Here is a 13,402-nt window from a genome sequence, read left to right on the forward strand (position 1 = left end):
TTTATTATGGAACACTTGTTCGAAATTGCAAAATCATTTGCTTTTATTTAGTAAGCTCTTTTGCCCTTTTTGTAAACCACTTTGTCTTTTTGGACAACCGCACTGATCTTCTCTAACGGATTTTCATCCAATACCAAAAAGTCAGCGTATTTGCCCTCTTCTAAAGAACCATATTCTTTATCTACTTTTAGTAGCTTAGCAGAATTATAACTGGTTTCTAAAGCTTCAAAATTAGTGAAACCTTGTTCTACCAGTAAAGGTAATTCTTGCGGAGTCATCGTGAAGTCATTAAATGGTGTGCCGGCATCAGTACCCAGAGTGATCTTAACACCAGCATTTTTGGCCTTAGTAATATTACCGCGCAAATCTTTCCAAGCTGCCGCAATTTTATTCATTTCCCAGTCTGGAATTTTACCCGGTGCATATTCGATAAATGCCCAAGCTCCAACTATCGTTGGCGTCAAATATGTTCCTTTTTCAATCATCAGCTTAATTTCTTCATCATTAACGTAGAAGCCGTGCTCAATGCTGTCAACGCCGGCCTTAATCGCATTCAAAATTCCCGGATTGCCTTCCGCATGTGCGGCCACAGTTAAACCCTTGTGGTGAGCTTCTTCCACTGCAACGTGCATTTCAGCTTCACTTAATTGAGGATCATCAAGAGAATCGTTTTCAGTCATGACGCCACCTGTGGCCATGACTTTAATTGCCTTGGCACCGGCCTTAATTCCTTGGCGAACTGCTTTGCGCATTTCATCTGGTGAATCAACCAGCACACCAAAATTAGGCAAATCACCGTGACCACCAGTCATAGAGAATGGGTGACCTGCTGGCACGATTTCTGGCACCTTGGTTAACTTATTTTTCTTAATTAAATTATTAAGAGCAATATCGATATTATAAGTGCTGCCACATTCACGAATATAGGTAACACCAGATTTCAATAAATCATGCAAATGTTTTACTGCACGAACCGTAGAAGATACAACATCAGATTCACTGCCACCGTCAGGGGTCAAAGGATCCATAATTATATGAGTATGGCAGTTGATTAAGCCAGGAATCACATATTTATTGTGTAAATCTACCGTCTGATCAGCCTCAGGTGCAATACCCTCATCTATTTTGGTAATCTTGCCACTTTCATCATCAACCACTAACGTTGTATTAGACTTAATTTTATCATCAATCCCGTTAAACAAATTAACGTTAGTATAAGCAGTTTTAGTCATCTAAAAAACCTCCAAATTTTTGTATAAAAAAAGCACTCATCCTTTTCTTCTTAAGGACGAGTGCTCGCGTTACCACCTTTTATTCATTTATTACTCACGTAATAAACCTCATTAACTATCAAACAATAGCTTGCAAAAATAACGGATGCAACTCCGCCACTGGCTGATTATCACCAATGGACATCAATTAGAAGCCCATGTTCACTACTTACTGCTAACTGATTTTCACCAAATATCAGCTCTCTTTATCAGCAACAAAATAGTTACTCTGCTTTGCAAGATGTTGTTTATTTAATTGACTTTTAATCTATCATTATTTATTAATTATGTCAACACCATGAAGTAAAAATGAAGAATCGGCAGTTCACTTGGGGGTATAGCATTAACTATTTGGCTAAGAATGGTAAAAAATTTTATCATCTTAGCCTTACTTTTCTGATGTTTTTATAATAGTTATTTTGTTTAACCTGATGATATTGCTTTTTTTAAGTTTATGCTAGGTAAAATTTTAGTAACAGGTAATCGATAACTGCTTTGATGCCACACCTCCAATTACGACTTTAAATTAGTTTTGATTACCACTGTTTTTAGTCGTTAAGCCAGAATGCTAATAATTAATCTATCCCTACTCATATGCGTTTTTTCTACTAATTTGTAACTAGTATTAGCTTAATTGATCAACTAACAATCCTTTTTCCTGAAAGATGTAAAAGGCAAGAGCCTCAACTTTTTGCTTTAATCAAACGCTATTTTATTTCAACGTTGATGAGATATTAGCAAATTCAAATAAAAACTAAACTGATGAAATCCATCACCATTCAATGATTAAATGAATATTAATTATTCTAACTAAAACAACAGTTTATTGAGAAATTAGGTTTATACACAAGAAAGAAAGATACTTAATTAACAATGATTTAAATGTTTAATTAATGTCAGGATTAAACTGATAACTACATTTTTAACATCAGATTCGTTACCATTATTGGCTGCGTTCAGGTCTTAATTTCTTGGTGCTTTTAAAAGCAATATCCTAGTCCTGACCAGAGATTAACGGCAACGAAAAAGATTCTACAATGAAAGTTGATATAATTTAACCAATTACATTCACGAATAAAAATATTTACCTTTTGTTAATAATTTAGTGGTATTTATTTGATAAATATATACAAATAAATTACCGTATGCATTTGCTATAAAAAAGACACAAATCACTGATTTGCGTCTTAATATTACATGCTTTTTAACTTATTGATAGTTACATTTTTACTACTTTAACAGGATTTCCCAAACCTTTTATGACTTTTAGCAAGTCTTGCGGATTTAGCCAAATAGTGGCTATATTGTCATTGGGATGAACAGCGATTCTCGGCTGGTCACTAAAATATGAGTCAAGGTAAAACGGTATTTCATGCTCAGGATCGTTTAACAGACCTAAAGGCGTGACCGACCCGGGTTCTAAACCTAATTTTTCTTTTAGGTCTTGCGGTGAGGCAAAACTAAGTCTGCGGGTACCATTTTCCTCACGAAATTGCTGTAAGTTGACTCTTTTATCGCCCTTAATAGTCAAAAGATAGTAGTTACGTTTTCTATCATCCCTCACAAACAGATTTTTAGCATCTGCTTCAGGATGAGGCAGTTTAATCTGCTCCATTTCTGCCATATTGTAAACAGCTTGATGCTCCACTATCTCATATTTAATTCCAAGTTGATCTAAGTAATGTAATGTCTCGTTTTTGTTCATTTGATAAGCGTCTTCCAAAGTAATATTAACATTATATCACTAGAGTTCACTTAAAAATTACTAACTATTAGTTTCATCCAAATCAGCACCATTTGTTTTAATAACTTTTTGATACCAATAAAAACTATCTTTCTTTAATCTCTTCAATGTTCCGTGACCTTTGTCGTCACGATCGACATAAACAATGCCATATCTCTTTGACATTTGTCCGGTTCCATTACTTACTATATCAATTGGACCCCACATAGTATAACCACGTAAATCTACTCCATCTGCAATCGCGTCTTTCATAGCTTGAATATGCTTTTTCATATAATCAATACGGTAAGTGTCGTGTATTTGACCATTTGGAGTAACTTCATCCTTGGCACCAAGACCATTTTCAACTACAAACATTGGTTTTTGATACCTATCCCACAGATCATTTAATGCTAGTCGAAGCCCTGTTGGATCAATAGACCATCCCCAGTCAGTTTTTGGCAGATATGGATTTACCAATCCCTCCAATGAGTCTGTCGTTTTCTCTGCTGGCTCCTCATAATCTGCAGATATAACACGTGAACGGTAATAACTAAAAGTAATGAAATCAACTGTATACTTCTTAATTAGTTCCTCATCACCTTTTTCCATCTGCACTTTTATATTATTTTCTTCGAAATATTTCCAAATATAGTTTGGATATTCTCCTCTGACTTGCACGTCAGAAAAGAAATATTCTTTGCGATTATCCATTTTTGATGCTAAGACATCTTCAGGCTTGCAAGTATAAGGATAAACAGTTTTATAAGCAATCATAGCTCCAACTTTACATTGAGGAGCATTTTCATGAATGTATTTTACAGCTAGTGAACTGGCAACGAACTGATGATGTGCTGCCTGATACATTCTTTGTAATAAATTATCACTTTCTGGGTCTATGCAAGCTGCATCCCAACAAATAGGCTTAACTGCGGCATTACCAATTTCATTGAAAGTCAACCAAAATTTCACTTTGTTTTTATAACGATCGACAATTGTTTTAACAAATTTCATATAAAAATCAATAAATTTTCGATTATCCCAGCCACCGTAATGGTCTACCAAATATAATGGCGTTTCGTAATGAGAGATTGTAATCATAATTTCCATGCCATTTTGACGAATTGAATCGAAAAATTGATCATAAAATTTCAAACCCGCTTCATTTGGCTTATCTTCTATGCCTTTAGGATATATTCTTGTCCAATTAATTGAGGTTCGAAAAATATTAAAATTTGCTTCTTTGAATAAACTAAAATCCTCTGGATATCGGTGATACATATCAATTGCATCATGAGTAGGATAAAAATCAGCATTCCGTTTCAATCCTCCAAAAAACCCGCCAGCTTTGATATCTGCTGTTGAAGCTTCCTTACCATCAACATTCCAAGCACCTTCAGCTTGATTAGCTGCAATGGCACCACCCCAATAAAATTTTTCTGGAAAATTGTGTCTTACTTCTTTTATCATTTTTACTCCTTATTCTTAATTCTTCCAACTATACTTCTACCAGCAATAACTTTACTTCGACTATTTTCTTTTTCTAAACACCAGTCGTGTAATTCTGGAAATATTAACATTGTTGTCAAATCAACTTTTGAAGATAACAGATCTTTATCTAATTCAATTAATATATCTCCACGTTCAACTTTTTGTCCGCTAAAAACTTTTTTAGTGAAGCCTTTTCCCTTCAACTCAACCGTGTCGATTCCTATATGAATAATCGCCTCGACACCTATATCTAAACTTAAATTAACAGCATGTCCTGTAGGATATACAGAAGTTATCTTTCCATGAGCAGGTGCAAGTATTTTTCCTCCAGTAGGTATTATTGCAATGCCATCCCCCATCATTTTTTGACTGAAAACTTCATCTTTTACATCTTCAATTTTAATTAACTGCCCAGTTACCATCGCAGTTAAATCAGATGCGGTTAAATCATCTTTTTTCTTTTTGATAAAATTATTAAAAAATTTCATATTACGACTCACTCATCCAGGAATCATCAAAGCCAAAAATAGCAGTTGTCAACATAGATAATAAGATAGTAACTGTAATCGCAATTGACACAGCAACAATAGTTTTTCCAAAAATTGGAATAGCTAAAATACTGGAATAACCCATTGCAAACGCCTTAGCTCCTAAAAAGCCAGCTAGAATGCCACCAACTGCTGCACTTCCAATAACATATTTTAAAGTGCCACATTTCAATGTAATACCATATAAAGCAGGCTCAGTAACACCAGAAATAATAGCGCTAATTGCGCAACTGATAGCATTAGTCTTCAGTTCTTTATTTTTTGTTCTAATTGCAACACCTAAACAAGCTCCACCTTCTGCCATATTATGCATAATGAAAGCTGGACGAAAGATTGAATCATAACCTAATGAGGATAGGTTCTGTACCATAAAGGGTGCAAACATCATATTCATTCCACCTATAATGATAAAAGGCAATGAACCCGCCAAAAGGCCTAAAGTTATACCACCTAAGTGAGCATAGAGCCAAACAAAGAATTGAACCACATAATTACCCAAAATTGAGCCTAAAGGTGCCAAGACTAAAAATGCGATTGGCATTGCTACTGCTAAGGTCAACATTGGTGCAAACACTGCCCTAAGAACTCCGGGAACCACTTTATTAAAGAATCTTTCAAGATAGACTACTAATATTGAAACTAATAAAGCTGGTAGCAATGAACTGGCATAACTGTTTGCCATAACTGGAATTCCAAATAGTGTCAGCGTTTTGCTAGAACCAATATACTTCATAAATTCAGGGTATAGCAAAGCGGCAGTGACAGTCATCGAAAATACTGGGTTACCTTTTAAGTATTTTGCAGTACCGTATGCGATTAATATAGGCATAAAATAAAATGCAGTTTGTGCTAACCAATAAAACATCATATAAGTATCATTAGTCTTAATGGAAGGCCAAATTGAAGAAGCGAGTGAAAGAAAAACTTGAAGCATACCTGCTCCATAAATTACTGTAACAAAAGGTGTTACAGAACTAGAAATGAATTCAATCACTCTTTGAAAAATATTTTCATTTCTCTTTTTATCTTCCTTTGCCACAGCTTCTTGATCCACTCCCTGCAACTCTTCACTTTTAATGCCATAGTTTTTTTCAACATAGTCAAAAACAGGTCCGACATTTTCACCTAAAACTACTTGATATTGTCCCATTTTATAAAGTGCACCAAGAACACCATGAACTTTTTTAATTTCTTCGGTTTTTGCTTTGGCTGGATCCTTTAAATAAAATCTCAGTCTGGTTAAACAATGAGTAAATGACGATATGTTATTTACGCCGCCCACAAGGTCTATAATTTTGTCACCTGTCTGCTTTACATTTATTTTCATCATTCGTCTCCTTCTTTAGTCTTTGACGTGTCAAATGAATACTTAAAAACAATTTATCTTCATTTGAAAGTGAATAATTTAATTCTTTCTTTAAATAAAGTGAAATATCATGAATAATGTGCTTAATTCGTTCATCACTGAATGAGGTCAATAGTTCTTTTGTTTTTTCTGAAGTGAGTCCCGGGTCTGTAACAGATTTATCTTGTAATATACTTGTAACTAAATACCTAATATGTACAACCATTCGGGAATAACTAATTGACTTTTGATCAATTTGGTTTTGGTAGTGATTTTCAATTATTGTCATGATACCCGAGGTAATATTAAAAATTTGTTTAGTATTAGTGATATCTTTTTTATTAGTATTTGAATCAATAATAAGAGAGTTAACAAAATGAAAAGTTATTGCTACAGCCTCACTATCTTTTAAGTTAACGTCAAACTTTTTATTTATTGACTTAACCGTCTTTTTCCCAAACTTATAAATATCTGGGAAAAATTGCTTTATTTCTTCATTATCTAGATAATCAAAATTTTCATTCTTTTTACATCTTTCTACAGCAAAACTAATGTGATCTGCTAATGTAAAAATTAAACCGTTCGAAAAATTTAAACCTAATTTACATTTAGCCAAATTAACCGTGTTAATAGTAAACTGCACAAATTCAAATGGAATTTCATTGATGAATTGCTCATATCTTTGTTTCTCAGTTTCAGTTTGAGGTGAAAAAACCTGGACATCATTCAATCTGACAACTATTTTATTTTTACCTTGAAAACCTATTCCCTGTTTTACTAAAATCACTTCCTCCCTTTTAAGATTTGTTGCAAAAACTGCATTATTATTTAAAACTTGAGTAATTTTATAAATTTTTTCCATTATTCACCTCCTTAAAGCAAAAAAGGCAACATCGAACAAATATTTGTTCGATGTTGCCTGAAAAATCAGTTACAACTAATTAATATAATTAAGTATATGATATTTTTTATATATATGCAAGCGCTATTTTACCTTTCTAATGATTATTTAGAAGTGTAACATTAAGATTTATTCTTTGCTGCCTCTTTTAATGCATCTTGTAATTCTTGATCAACAGCATAAATATAGAGACCATGAACTCCTCTAGTCATTAGAACATTAAACTCATTTTTTAATAATTCTTTTGCATAGCTTGTCTTGGAATTTCTTTTATTGATTGCTTTTCTATTTTCACTGCCTTGATAATCATGAATTATCTTACCATCTCGATATTTTACAGATGGACCTAAAACTACTCCAACATAGTTAAGATCGAATCCCTGAACCGTGTAGAGAGATCCTATTTCATTAATAGTGTAGTCTTTTTCAGCCCAAGGTAAATCACCATACTTTACTGTTTTTAAACGAGATTTATTTACGCTTTTTGCCTTATCTTTCCCTCTAATTCTTTTTTCTATATGATCTCTTCTATTAATTTCATAATTCCATGGCATGCTCCAATTACCAGTCCTAACTTCCCAATACCTTTGTCCTTCTGGTAATTCTTCCTTACCACCAGAATATTTCCAATCAAAAGTCGCCACCATGCGACTAATGCCATGAACTTGTGAACGATTTTTTTGCTCAATTGCATTTTGCATTAACCTTGGAGAATCAAATATTTTTATTTCATATTTTTTATCTGTTGGAATTTGTCCTATTATTCCTTCGTCAATTAGCCTGTGAATCCAATCAATAGTTTGATCATTGGCATCTATCCTTAATTGATCTTTTAAGTATGTAGTTTCACCACCTGTTTTTTCAACTAAAGTTTCTAAATATTGATTATCAACTATTGAGGCAATTGATAAAACTTGTTGTGGATCAAAAACAGCTACCACAACTCTTGCTCTTTTCAAAATATCATCGATCATTTTGTCGCCATGTCCATGATATGCTTGACTTTTTTGAGTTAATAACAAATGCGCTTCATCAATAATAACAATATCATCCTTTTGGCTTACTGATGTTTTGTCAATAAATGTAGATGGTTTCATTACCTTAACATCAGAATCATTTGGAAAAAGTTTAGCCGCAATTTCTTCATAAACTTTTAACTGCTCATTTTGGTTTACTAATAACGTTATCTTTAAGTGGTGAATATGATTTGTCTTCTTCTTAACAGAAGAATCATCTAATCTATCTTCATGAATCAAATCATAAAAAATATTACTTACCAAGACAGTTTTTCCAGTTCCAGCTTTACCTTCAACCAAAATCAATTTTGCTTCATCAAGACTAGTGGCTGATCTAAGGGCCTGATCAATTTTAAAAATTACTTCCGTTTTAACTTTAAGTTGTTCATTTGTAAGTTTATTAAATGGAGAAGATTTAAAAATAGCCTTTGTTTTTAGGTCTTCAGCATCTGGGAATAGATCCTCGTCTTTTTTATGCAGCTCCGACCATATTCTTTTGAATAGGTCATCAAATTCTTCGGAATCATAATATTTATTCTGTTCATTAAAACGGCGATTATTTAGCCTTGAAACAGCTGAAACACTGCTTAGATATTGCATAAGCCTATTTTCAATATCCAATGTCATAGATTTATTAAAGTGCTCTTGTCCTATGACATACATTTTTGCATTATTTGAATGTTTAAAATCCGCAAAGTCAACTCTAACTTTAGGATCTTCACCTAGATGTTCAATCGTTCTTCTTTGGATATCATTAGTCTCACCAACATAAACTGAATATTCCTTGTTTCCCGAAATTTTTGAATTAATAATGTAGACAGTTGGATATTCTATTAGTAATTTTTCTGCTAATTTATTATTTTTATATTCATCATGAATTTTATTTTCAAGTTCATTAGCACTTTCTACATCGTATTTTGTGTCAAAAATTACAGGTTCTTTAATTAAATCTTTTGACAAAACGATTCTCCTAAATAATAAATTTTAATAACATGGTTTAATTATAAATTTTATGAAAGATTATTTTTAAATATTCATTCAATAGACTAATAGACTATAGAGCATGATATTTTGAATTAATTTTCCTTTATTTTAAATTTTATCTCAAGAATATCTTTTTCTAAAGAATTAAAATGTAACAAATTACCTTTTCCAATATCGTTTTTAACAAACCGATATTCATGTTGATATTTATATTTATTAGTTTTGTAAAACATAAGGTGATTCGTCGAAACTTTATTTATTTCATAATTATTAGGATCATAATAAATGACTGAACCATGTTCTATTTGGTATTCGTTACTCTCTCTAATTAAACCTTTTACATTTTTAACGACAAATAGTTTCCTATCACCATCTTTTAACTTTTGAAGATCTTCTATAACTTTAGGTTTAATTCTATACACATTCTCATTATCTTTGTCTTTCTCTAAATCTCTAAAATAAACCGCAAAGAAACTACAAATTCCACAGTTATCCTTATCAATGGAATTCATTTCAAAATCCAAAGACATATCAGTAATGTCTTCTAAGTTTACCTTGTAATCAGCTATAGTTATAGACTTTATATCATTCATCTCCCTATGAAATCTACTTTCATTTTTATCGCCAGTTTTATTATTATTTTCTACATTCTCTAAATCAATAAAATACTGTAATTTTGTAAAATATAAATTGCCATTTTTAAAATCATTGATATATTTCGGCTTGTTTTTAATGTATTTTAGAAGAAATACTATTGTATCTGCTTTATTTTTCGTCATCAATATTTCCATATTTCCATTCTAAACTAAATCTATCTTTTTTTCTGGTAATTATTTTCACTATAGTCTTTTTCTAAAGAAGCTATGTCAAGAAAATTTTGATCTAAAAGATGTTTTAAAATTTCAGAGTCAATATCATATAAATCATAGTTTGCTAACCCGTTAACATATTTTCAATATTACTTTTAAGCTAATTTACCTGCGTTGATAATTCTTACATTAACAGAAAAATCTACCTTAAATGAAAGTTTATTTGTTGGAATTATCATAAAATTGAACAATTAAAATGGCTAGCCAAATGATAATTGAAGTGAGTATTATATGCAGCGTTCTTTTTTGTTTCAGCGCACAATCTAACCTTAATTCATTAATTTCTCTAATCATCTTCATCCTTTTAAGTAAAACAACTTTTCTTTTAATTTACACTTTAGTATATTCACGCACTCAAACCCTCTTTTAATTATAAATGATAAACTTTAGCCAGAAACACAAATTTTGTAACCATTAATGACACTTATTCCACCATTTGCAGTAATCTAGGATAAAAGCAAAATTCATCTACTATACTTATTAACAGAAAGGAGCGCCAGGAATGAAAATTAATTGTCACATCGATCTTAATATTAGTGAAGAGCACGGTGAATTATGGATCAAAAAAATGACACCAGCAATTAATGAACTTTTGCAAAAATTAGCACAGTCAGAAAATTCATTATGGTGCCATTATCAATCTCAAATTTATCCGATTAATTTTGAAGATATTTATTCACTTGAAGTTGCTAATAGAGATATTAATGTTTATACAGAAAAGCAGCAACTTACATATAATGATCGTTTATCAAATTTGAAAGCAGATCTACCGAACTATTTTATTGAAGCTTCACGCAGCGCTATATTTAATTATCAACACATCGACCACCTTGAATTACTTGATAACGGATTAATTGATGTAGTTTTGACTAATAATCATAGAGTGCAGATATCTAGAAGAAATATTAAGAACCTGAAAGAGAGGTTAGGAATATGAAAAACACCAAGAGATTTATCAATTATTTGTTTACTTTTGCTACTGAAGGCATCTTCATTGGCTTAATGATTTCTATCTTTTGCAGTTACGCATCACATAGCGCAGTTTATGTTCCATCCAGTCCATCTTTTTCGACAAACTTTAGCAATATGCTTAATGCTTTTACCGCCTCAATTATTCTTTGGGCAGTGACTGGAATATTTTTCGGTTTTGGCAGTTTTATCTTCACTATTAACCATTGGTCATTATTAAAGAAAACAGTTATAAATTTCTTTACCTACTATTTTGGGTTTGTTTTTTTGGCCCTTTTAGCTGGTTGGGTTTCGTTAGACTTGATTAACTTCACAAAATTTACTGTGATTTTTGTCATCATCTACTTAATTTGCTGGTATTATAATTACCATAAAATTGCAAAGGAAATTGCAAATATTAATCATAAAATCAAAAAAAAGTAATCTAATTACAACGGCAGAAAAGTTGAGCATTCATATCACAGTGCTCAACTTTTTTACTTGCGCTTCTTAAAAAAGAGATTTAGGAAAATATCATCATTCAATGTTAATCTTCGGCTTTTTAACAAACCAAACTTAATATAAATCTATTCCTTTTTGGTGCAAATTATCTAAGCAACTTTGTAAATATTCATCGTCGTGCTCTGGATATATTGGGTCAGACCACGGAATAGCTGGTAAATTTTCGTACTTAGGACAATATTGTCCTCTATAATAAGGATCAAACCATTTAACATCTGGATGATAATGGCGCCGTTGCATCTCAGCTAATACTAACAAATGAAATTGATACAATTTATATGGTGAATACTGAAAAACATAATTAACGGTGTCATGTGGTTTGCCCCAGCCACGTCCGCGCAAAGCGGCAATTTCTCGATGTTGCCCCAATAGTTGCTGCCTTGGCAAACGCCAAATTAAGTCTTGATGCCATAATCTCATAATTTTTCTTTATTCTCCTGAATTAAACGTGAATTTAATAAGTAAGAAACTTGATACCTTTCAGCTAAACGACTTAAAAATGGACCCAATTCATCTTCTGTTGGTAATAATTCTTGCAATAACTGTAAGTAAGTTTGTTTTTCCTCTTCCGTACAAATTTTCTTAAAATAACCCCAGACATGTTGATAGGCGTTGGTTAAAGTTTTAACTGTTGGAGTTTGACTGGCCGCTTTTTCCAATAAGTTCTTGAATTCAATATTCTTTTGTTCCGACCATTCGTTGTCCTTAGCCAGCAGCCTAATCTGCTCATAGCACTGTTGCGAATGAGCCATCACCCAATATTTATTATAGGCCCATTCTCCTTGCCATTTTTCCATTTTCATTTGTCCCGCTTTTTATGCATTTACATGAATAGTTTTATTAATAATAAATTCTTCCTAACTAAATTTTATTACTAAATACTATTTCACAACAAATGATTCAAACTAATTAATTAAAACAACTTATCTAAAGTTAATAACTGTTCCATGTATCGTTTTTGAACATTTTTATTCTTAGATTTACTCTTAAGTTGCTGTAAATCGCCAGTAACAGTTTTTCTTTGTCCAAATTCAATATCCAGCACATCATAGTCTTCATTAACAAAATCTTTGAAGTGCATTTCATTAACGAATTTTGGAAAGTCACCAGCAAATGTATCTAACCATATTTTGGTATTATTGTTTTGATAGGCTTTTTGCATCGGTGTTTTCCCACCCATAAAGTAAAGTTTCAGATCATATAATAAATAATCAATGCGATCGTTATATTTTAAATAGCGAAGGGTATTTATAGTTGGTGTTTCATGCTGTGGCCATAAAAAATGTAATTTTGTACTTGATCTGAGTTTTTTATAAGCGCATAAAAACTCTTGCTCGTCTGAAATCACGCCTTTTATGCTTTTATACCCACAAATAAAATCGGCTGACATTTTTATCTCTTGGTTTTCGGCGACTATAAACAAATTATACGGATTTTCTTCTAAAGTTCTTAAAGTCTTTAAATTATTATATTTCTTCAACAAACGTTTGTATAACTCGGCATCACATCCATCTGGATCATCATATAAAGCATCTTCGACTTTTTTCATTTTTCCAAAGCAATCTTCGGGATCATGATCTTTCAACCAACGATAATAATCGCTTTGATAGAAACTATTTAAACGTTCAATGTTTTTTAAGTATACTTTCAAAATTTGTTCCTCTTTTCTTAAAATAACTTTTGATAAGCTGTTAGAAATTTGTTAAATATTTATATTTTTTTAACAGTCTAATCCATTTATAACAAGTATAATAATACAGCTTCATCTATAATTTACTACACTT

At 31.9% G+C, this 13,402-nt stretch carries 14 protein-coding genes and 1 other annotated feature; of the genes, 2 read left to right on the forward strand and 12 right to left on the reverse strand.

The genetic code is table 11. The features are described 5' to 3' along the window. Positions 1-47: 47 nt before the first annotated feature. The 9 genes from AAA926_RS03715 to AAA926_RS09855 all read right to left on the reverse strand — a co-directional run bounded on the left by AAA926_RS03715 (position 48) and on the right by AAA926_RS09855 (position 10,448). Positions 48-1,232, reverse strand: coding sequence for a metal-dependent hydrolase family protein (locus AAA926_RS03715; protein WP_338211886.1), 1,185 nt, complete (start codon positions 1,230-1,232; stop codon positions 48-50). Between the two features lie 49 nt (positions 1,233-1,281). Further along, positions 1,282-1,520: a binding site (T-box leader), on the reverse strand. Between the two features lie 970 nt (positions 1,521-2,490). Beyond that, entirely contained in the window at positions 2,491-2,976 is a 486-nt protein-coding gene (locus AAA926_RS03720; protein ID WP_338211887.1) for a prolyl-tRNA synthetase associated domain-containing protein, read from the reverse strand. A 60-nt stretch (positions 2,977-3,036) separates the two neighbouring features. Next, a complete protein-coding gene (locus AAA926_RS03725) occupies positions 3,037-4,464 on the reverse strand; it encodes a glycoside hydrolase family 1 protein (protein ID WP_338206650.1) in 1,428 nt (475 codons plus the stop codon). Positions 4,465-4,466: 2 nt separating this feature from the next. Further along, on the reverse strand, positions 4,467-4,973 hold the full coding sequence (locus AAA926_RS03730; RefSeq protein ID WP_338206651.1) for a PTS sugar transporter subunit IIA: 507 nt from the start codon (positions 4,971-4,973) through the stop codon (positions 4,467-4,469). 1 nt (position 4,974) lies between these two features. Beyond that, positions 4,975-6,360 (reverse strand): PTS transporter subunit EIIC, encoded by a 1,386-nt coding sequence (locus AAA926_RS03735; protein WP_338206652.1) that lies wholly within the window; start codon positions 6,358-6,360, stop codon positions 4,975-4,977. Continuing rightward, positions 6,332-7,240 carry a PRD domain-containing protein gene (locus AAA926_RS03740; RefSeq protein ID WP_338206653.1) on the reverse strand — a complete coding sequence of 303 codons (909 nt, stop codon included), beginning with the start codon at positions 7,238-7,240 and terminating at the stop codon, positions 6,332-6,334. Before AAA926_RS03740 ends, AAA926_RS03735 begins: the two co-directional genes overlap by 29 nt. Positions 7,241-7,401: 161 nt before the next feature. Next, positions 7,402-9,255: a DUF2075 domain-containing protein gene (locus tag AAA926_RS03745; protein WP_338206654.1), complete on the reverse strand. Its 1,854-nt coding sequence runs from the start codon at positions 9,253-9,255 to the stop codon at positions 7,402-7,404. 116 nt (positions 9,256-9,371) lie between these two features. Continuing rightward, positions 9,372-10,058 (reverse strand): hypothetical protein, encoded by a 687-nt coding sequence (locus AAA926_RS03750; protein ID WP_338206655.1) that lies wholly within the window; start codon positions 10,056-10,058, stop codon positions 9,372-9,374. A gap of 249 nt (positions 10,059-10,307) precedes the next feature. Beyond that, positions 10,308-10,448: a DUF7010 family protein gene (locus AAA926_RS09855; RefSeq protein ID WP_420915078.1), complete on the reverse strand. Its 141-nt coding sequence runs from the start codon at positions 10,446-10,448 to the stop codon at positions 10,308-10,310. Positions 10,449-10,650: 202 nt separating this feature from the next. Between AAA926_RS09855 and AAA926_RS03755 the strand changes: the two genes are divergently transcribed. Both AAA926_RS03755 and AAA926_RS03760 read left to right on the forward strand, forming a co-directional pair. Beyond that, complete coding sequence (locus tag AAA926_RS03755) at positions 10,651-11,085, forward strand: LytTR family DNA-binding domain-containing protein (RefSeq protein WP_338211888.1); 435 nt, start codon at positions 10,651-10,653, stop codon at positions 11,083-11,085. Then, positions 11,082-11,540, forward strand: a complete 459-nt coding sequence (locus AAA926_RS03760; protein ID WP_338211889.1) for a DUF3021 domain-containing protein — start codon at positions 11,082-11,084, stop codon at positions 11,538-11,540. The genes AAA926_RS03755 and AAA926_RS03760 overlap by 4 nt, the downstream gene beginning before the upstream one ends. A 132-nt stretch (positions 11,541-11,672) precedes the next feature. Here AAA926_RS03760 and AAA926_RS03765 read toward each other — a convergent pair whose 3' ends face one another. From AAA926_RS03765 to AAA926_RS03775, 3 genes are all read right to left on the reverse strand, one after another. Then, positions 11,673-12,038 (reverse strand): TIGR02328 family protein, encoded by a 366-nt coding sequence (locus AAA926_RS03765; RefSeq protein WP_338211890.1) that lies wholly within the window; start codon positions 12,036-12,038, stop codon positions 11,673-11,675. Then, a complete protein-coding gene (locus tag AAA926_RS03770; RefSeq protein ID WP_338211891.1) occupies positions 12,035-12,415 on the reverse strand; it encodes a YbgA family protein in 381 nt (126 codons plus the stop codon). The genes AAA926_RS03765 and AAA926_RS03770 overlap by 4 nt, the downstream gene beginning before the upstream one ends. A gap of 116 nt (positions 12,416-12,531) precedes the next feature. Beyond that, positions 12,532-13,269 carry a DUF6994 family protein gene (locus AAA926_RS03775; RefSeq protein ID WP_338211892.1) on the reverse strand — a complete coding sequence of 246 codons (738 nt, stop codon included), beginning with the start codon at positions 13,267-13,269 and terminating at the stop codon, positions 12,532-12,534. Positions 13,270-13,402: the final 133 nt, after the last annotated feature.

This window comes from Lactobacillus juensis (assembly GCF_036246285.1).
GTDB lineage: Bacteria > Bacillota > Bacilli > Lactobacillales > Lactobacillaceae > Lactobacillus > Lactobacillus juensis.

What these genes read in the sequence shown, in the direction of transcription:
- AAA926_RS03715 (WP_338211886.1), bottom strand. Translation starts at nt 1,232, where the DNA reads ATGACTAAAACTGCTTATACTAACGTTAATTTGTTTAACGGGATTGAT.
- AAA926_RS03720 (WP_338211887.1), bottom strand. Translation starts at nt 2,976, where the DNA reads ATGAACAAAAACGAGACATTACATTACTTAGATCAACTTGGAATTAAA.
- AAA926_RS03725 (WP_338206650.1), bottom strand. Translation starts at nt 4,464, where the DNA reads ATGATAAAAGAAGTAAGACACAATTTTCCAGAAAAATTTTATTGGGGT.
- AAA926_RS03730 (WP_338206651.1), bottom strand. Translation starts at nt 4,973, where the DNA reads ATGAAATTTTTTAATAATTTTATCAAAAAGAAAAAAGATGATTTAACC.
- AAA926_RS03735 (WP_338206652.1), bottom strand. Translation starts at nt 6,360, where the DNA reads ATGAAAATAAATGTAAAGCAGACAGGTGACAAAATTATAGACCTTGTG.
- AAA926_RS03740 (WP_338206653.1), bottom strand. Translation starts at nt 7,240, where the DNA reads ATGGAAAAAATTTATAAAATTACTCAAGTTTTAAATAATAATGCAGTT.
- AAA926_RS03750 (WP_338206655.1), bottom strand. Translation starts at nt 10,058, where the DNA reads ATGACGAAAAATAAAGCAGATACAATAGTATTTCTTCTAAAATACATT.
- AAA926_RS09855 (WP_420915078.1), bottom strand. Translation starts at nt 10,448, where the DNA reads ATGAAGATGATTAGAGAAATTAATGAATTAAGGTTAGATTGTGCGCTG.
- AAA926_RS03755 (WP_338211888.1), top strand. Translation starts at nt 10,651, where the DNA reads ATGAAAATTAATTGTCACATCGATCTTAATATTAGTGAAGAGCACGGT.
- AAA926_RS03760 (WP_338211889.1), top strand. Translation starts at nt 11,082, where the DNA reads ATGAAAAACACCAAGAGATTTATCAATTATTTGTTTACTTTTGCTACT.
- AAA926_RS03765 (WP_338211890.1), bottom strand. Translation starts at nt 12,038, where the DNA reads ATGAGATTATGGCATCAAGACTTAATTTGGCGTTTGCCAAGGCAGCAA.
- AAA926_RS03770 (WP_338211891.1), bottom strand. Translation starts at nt 12,415, where the DNA reads ATGGAAAAATGGCAAGGAGAATGGGCCTATAATAAATATTGGGTGATG.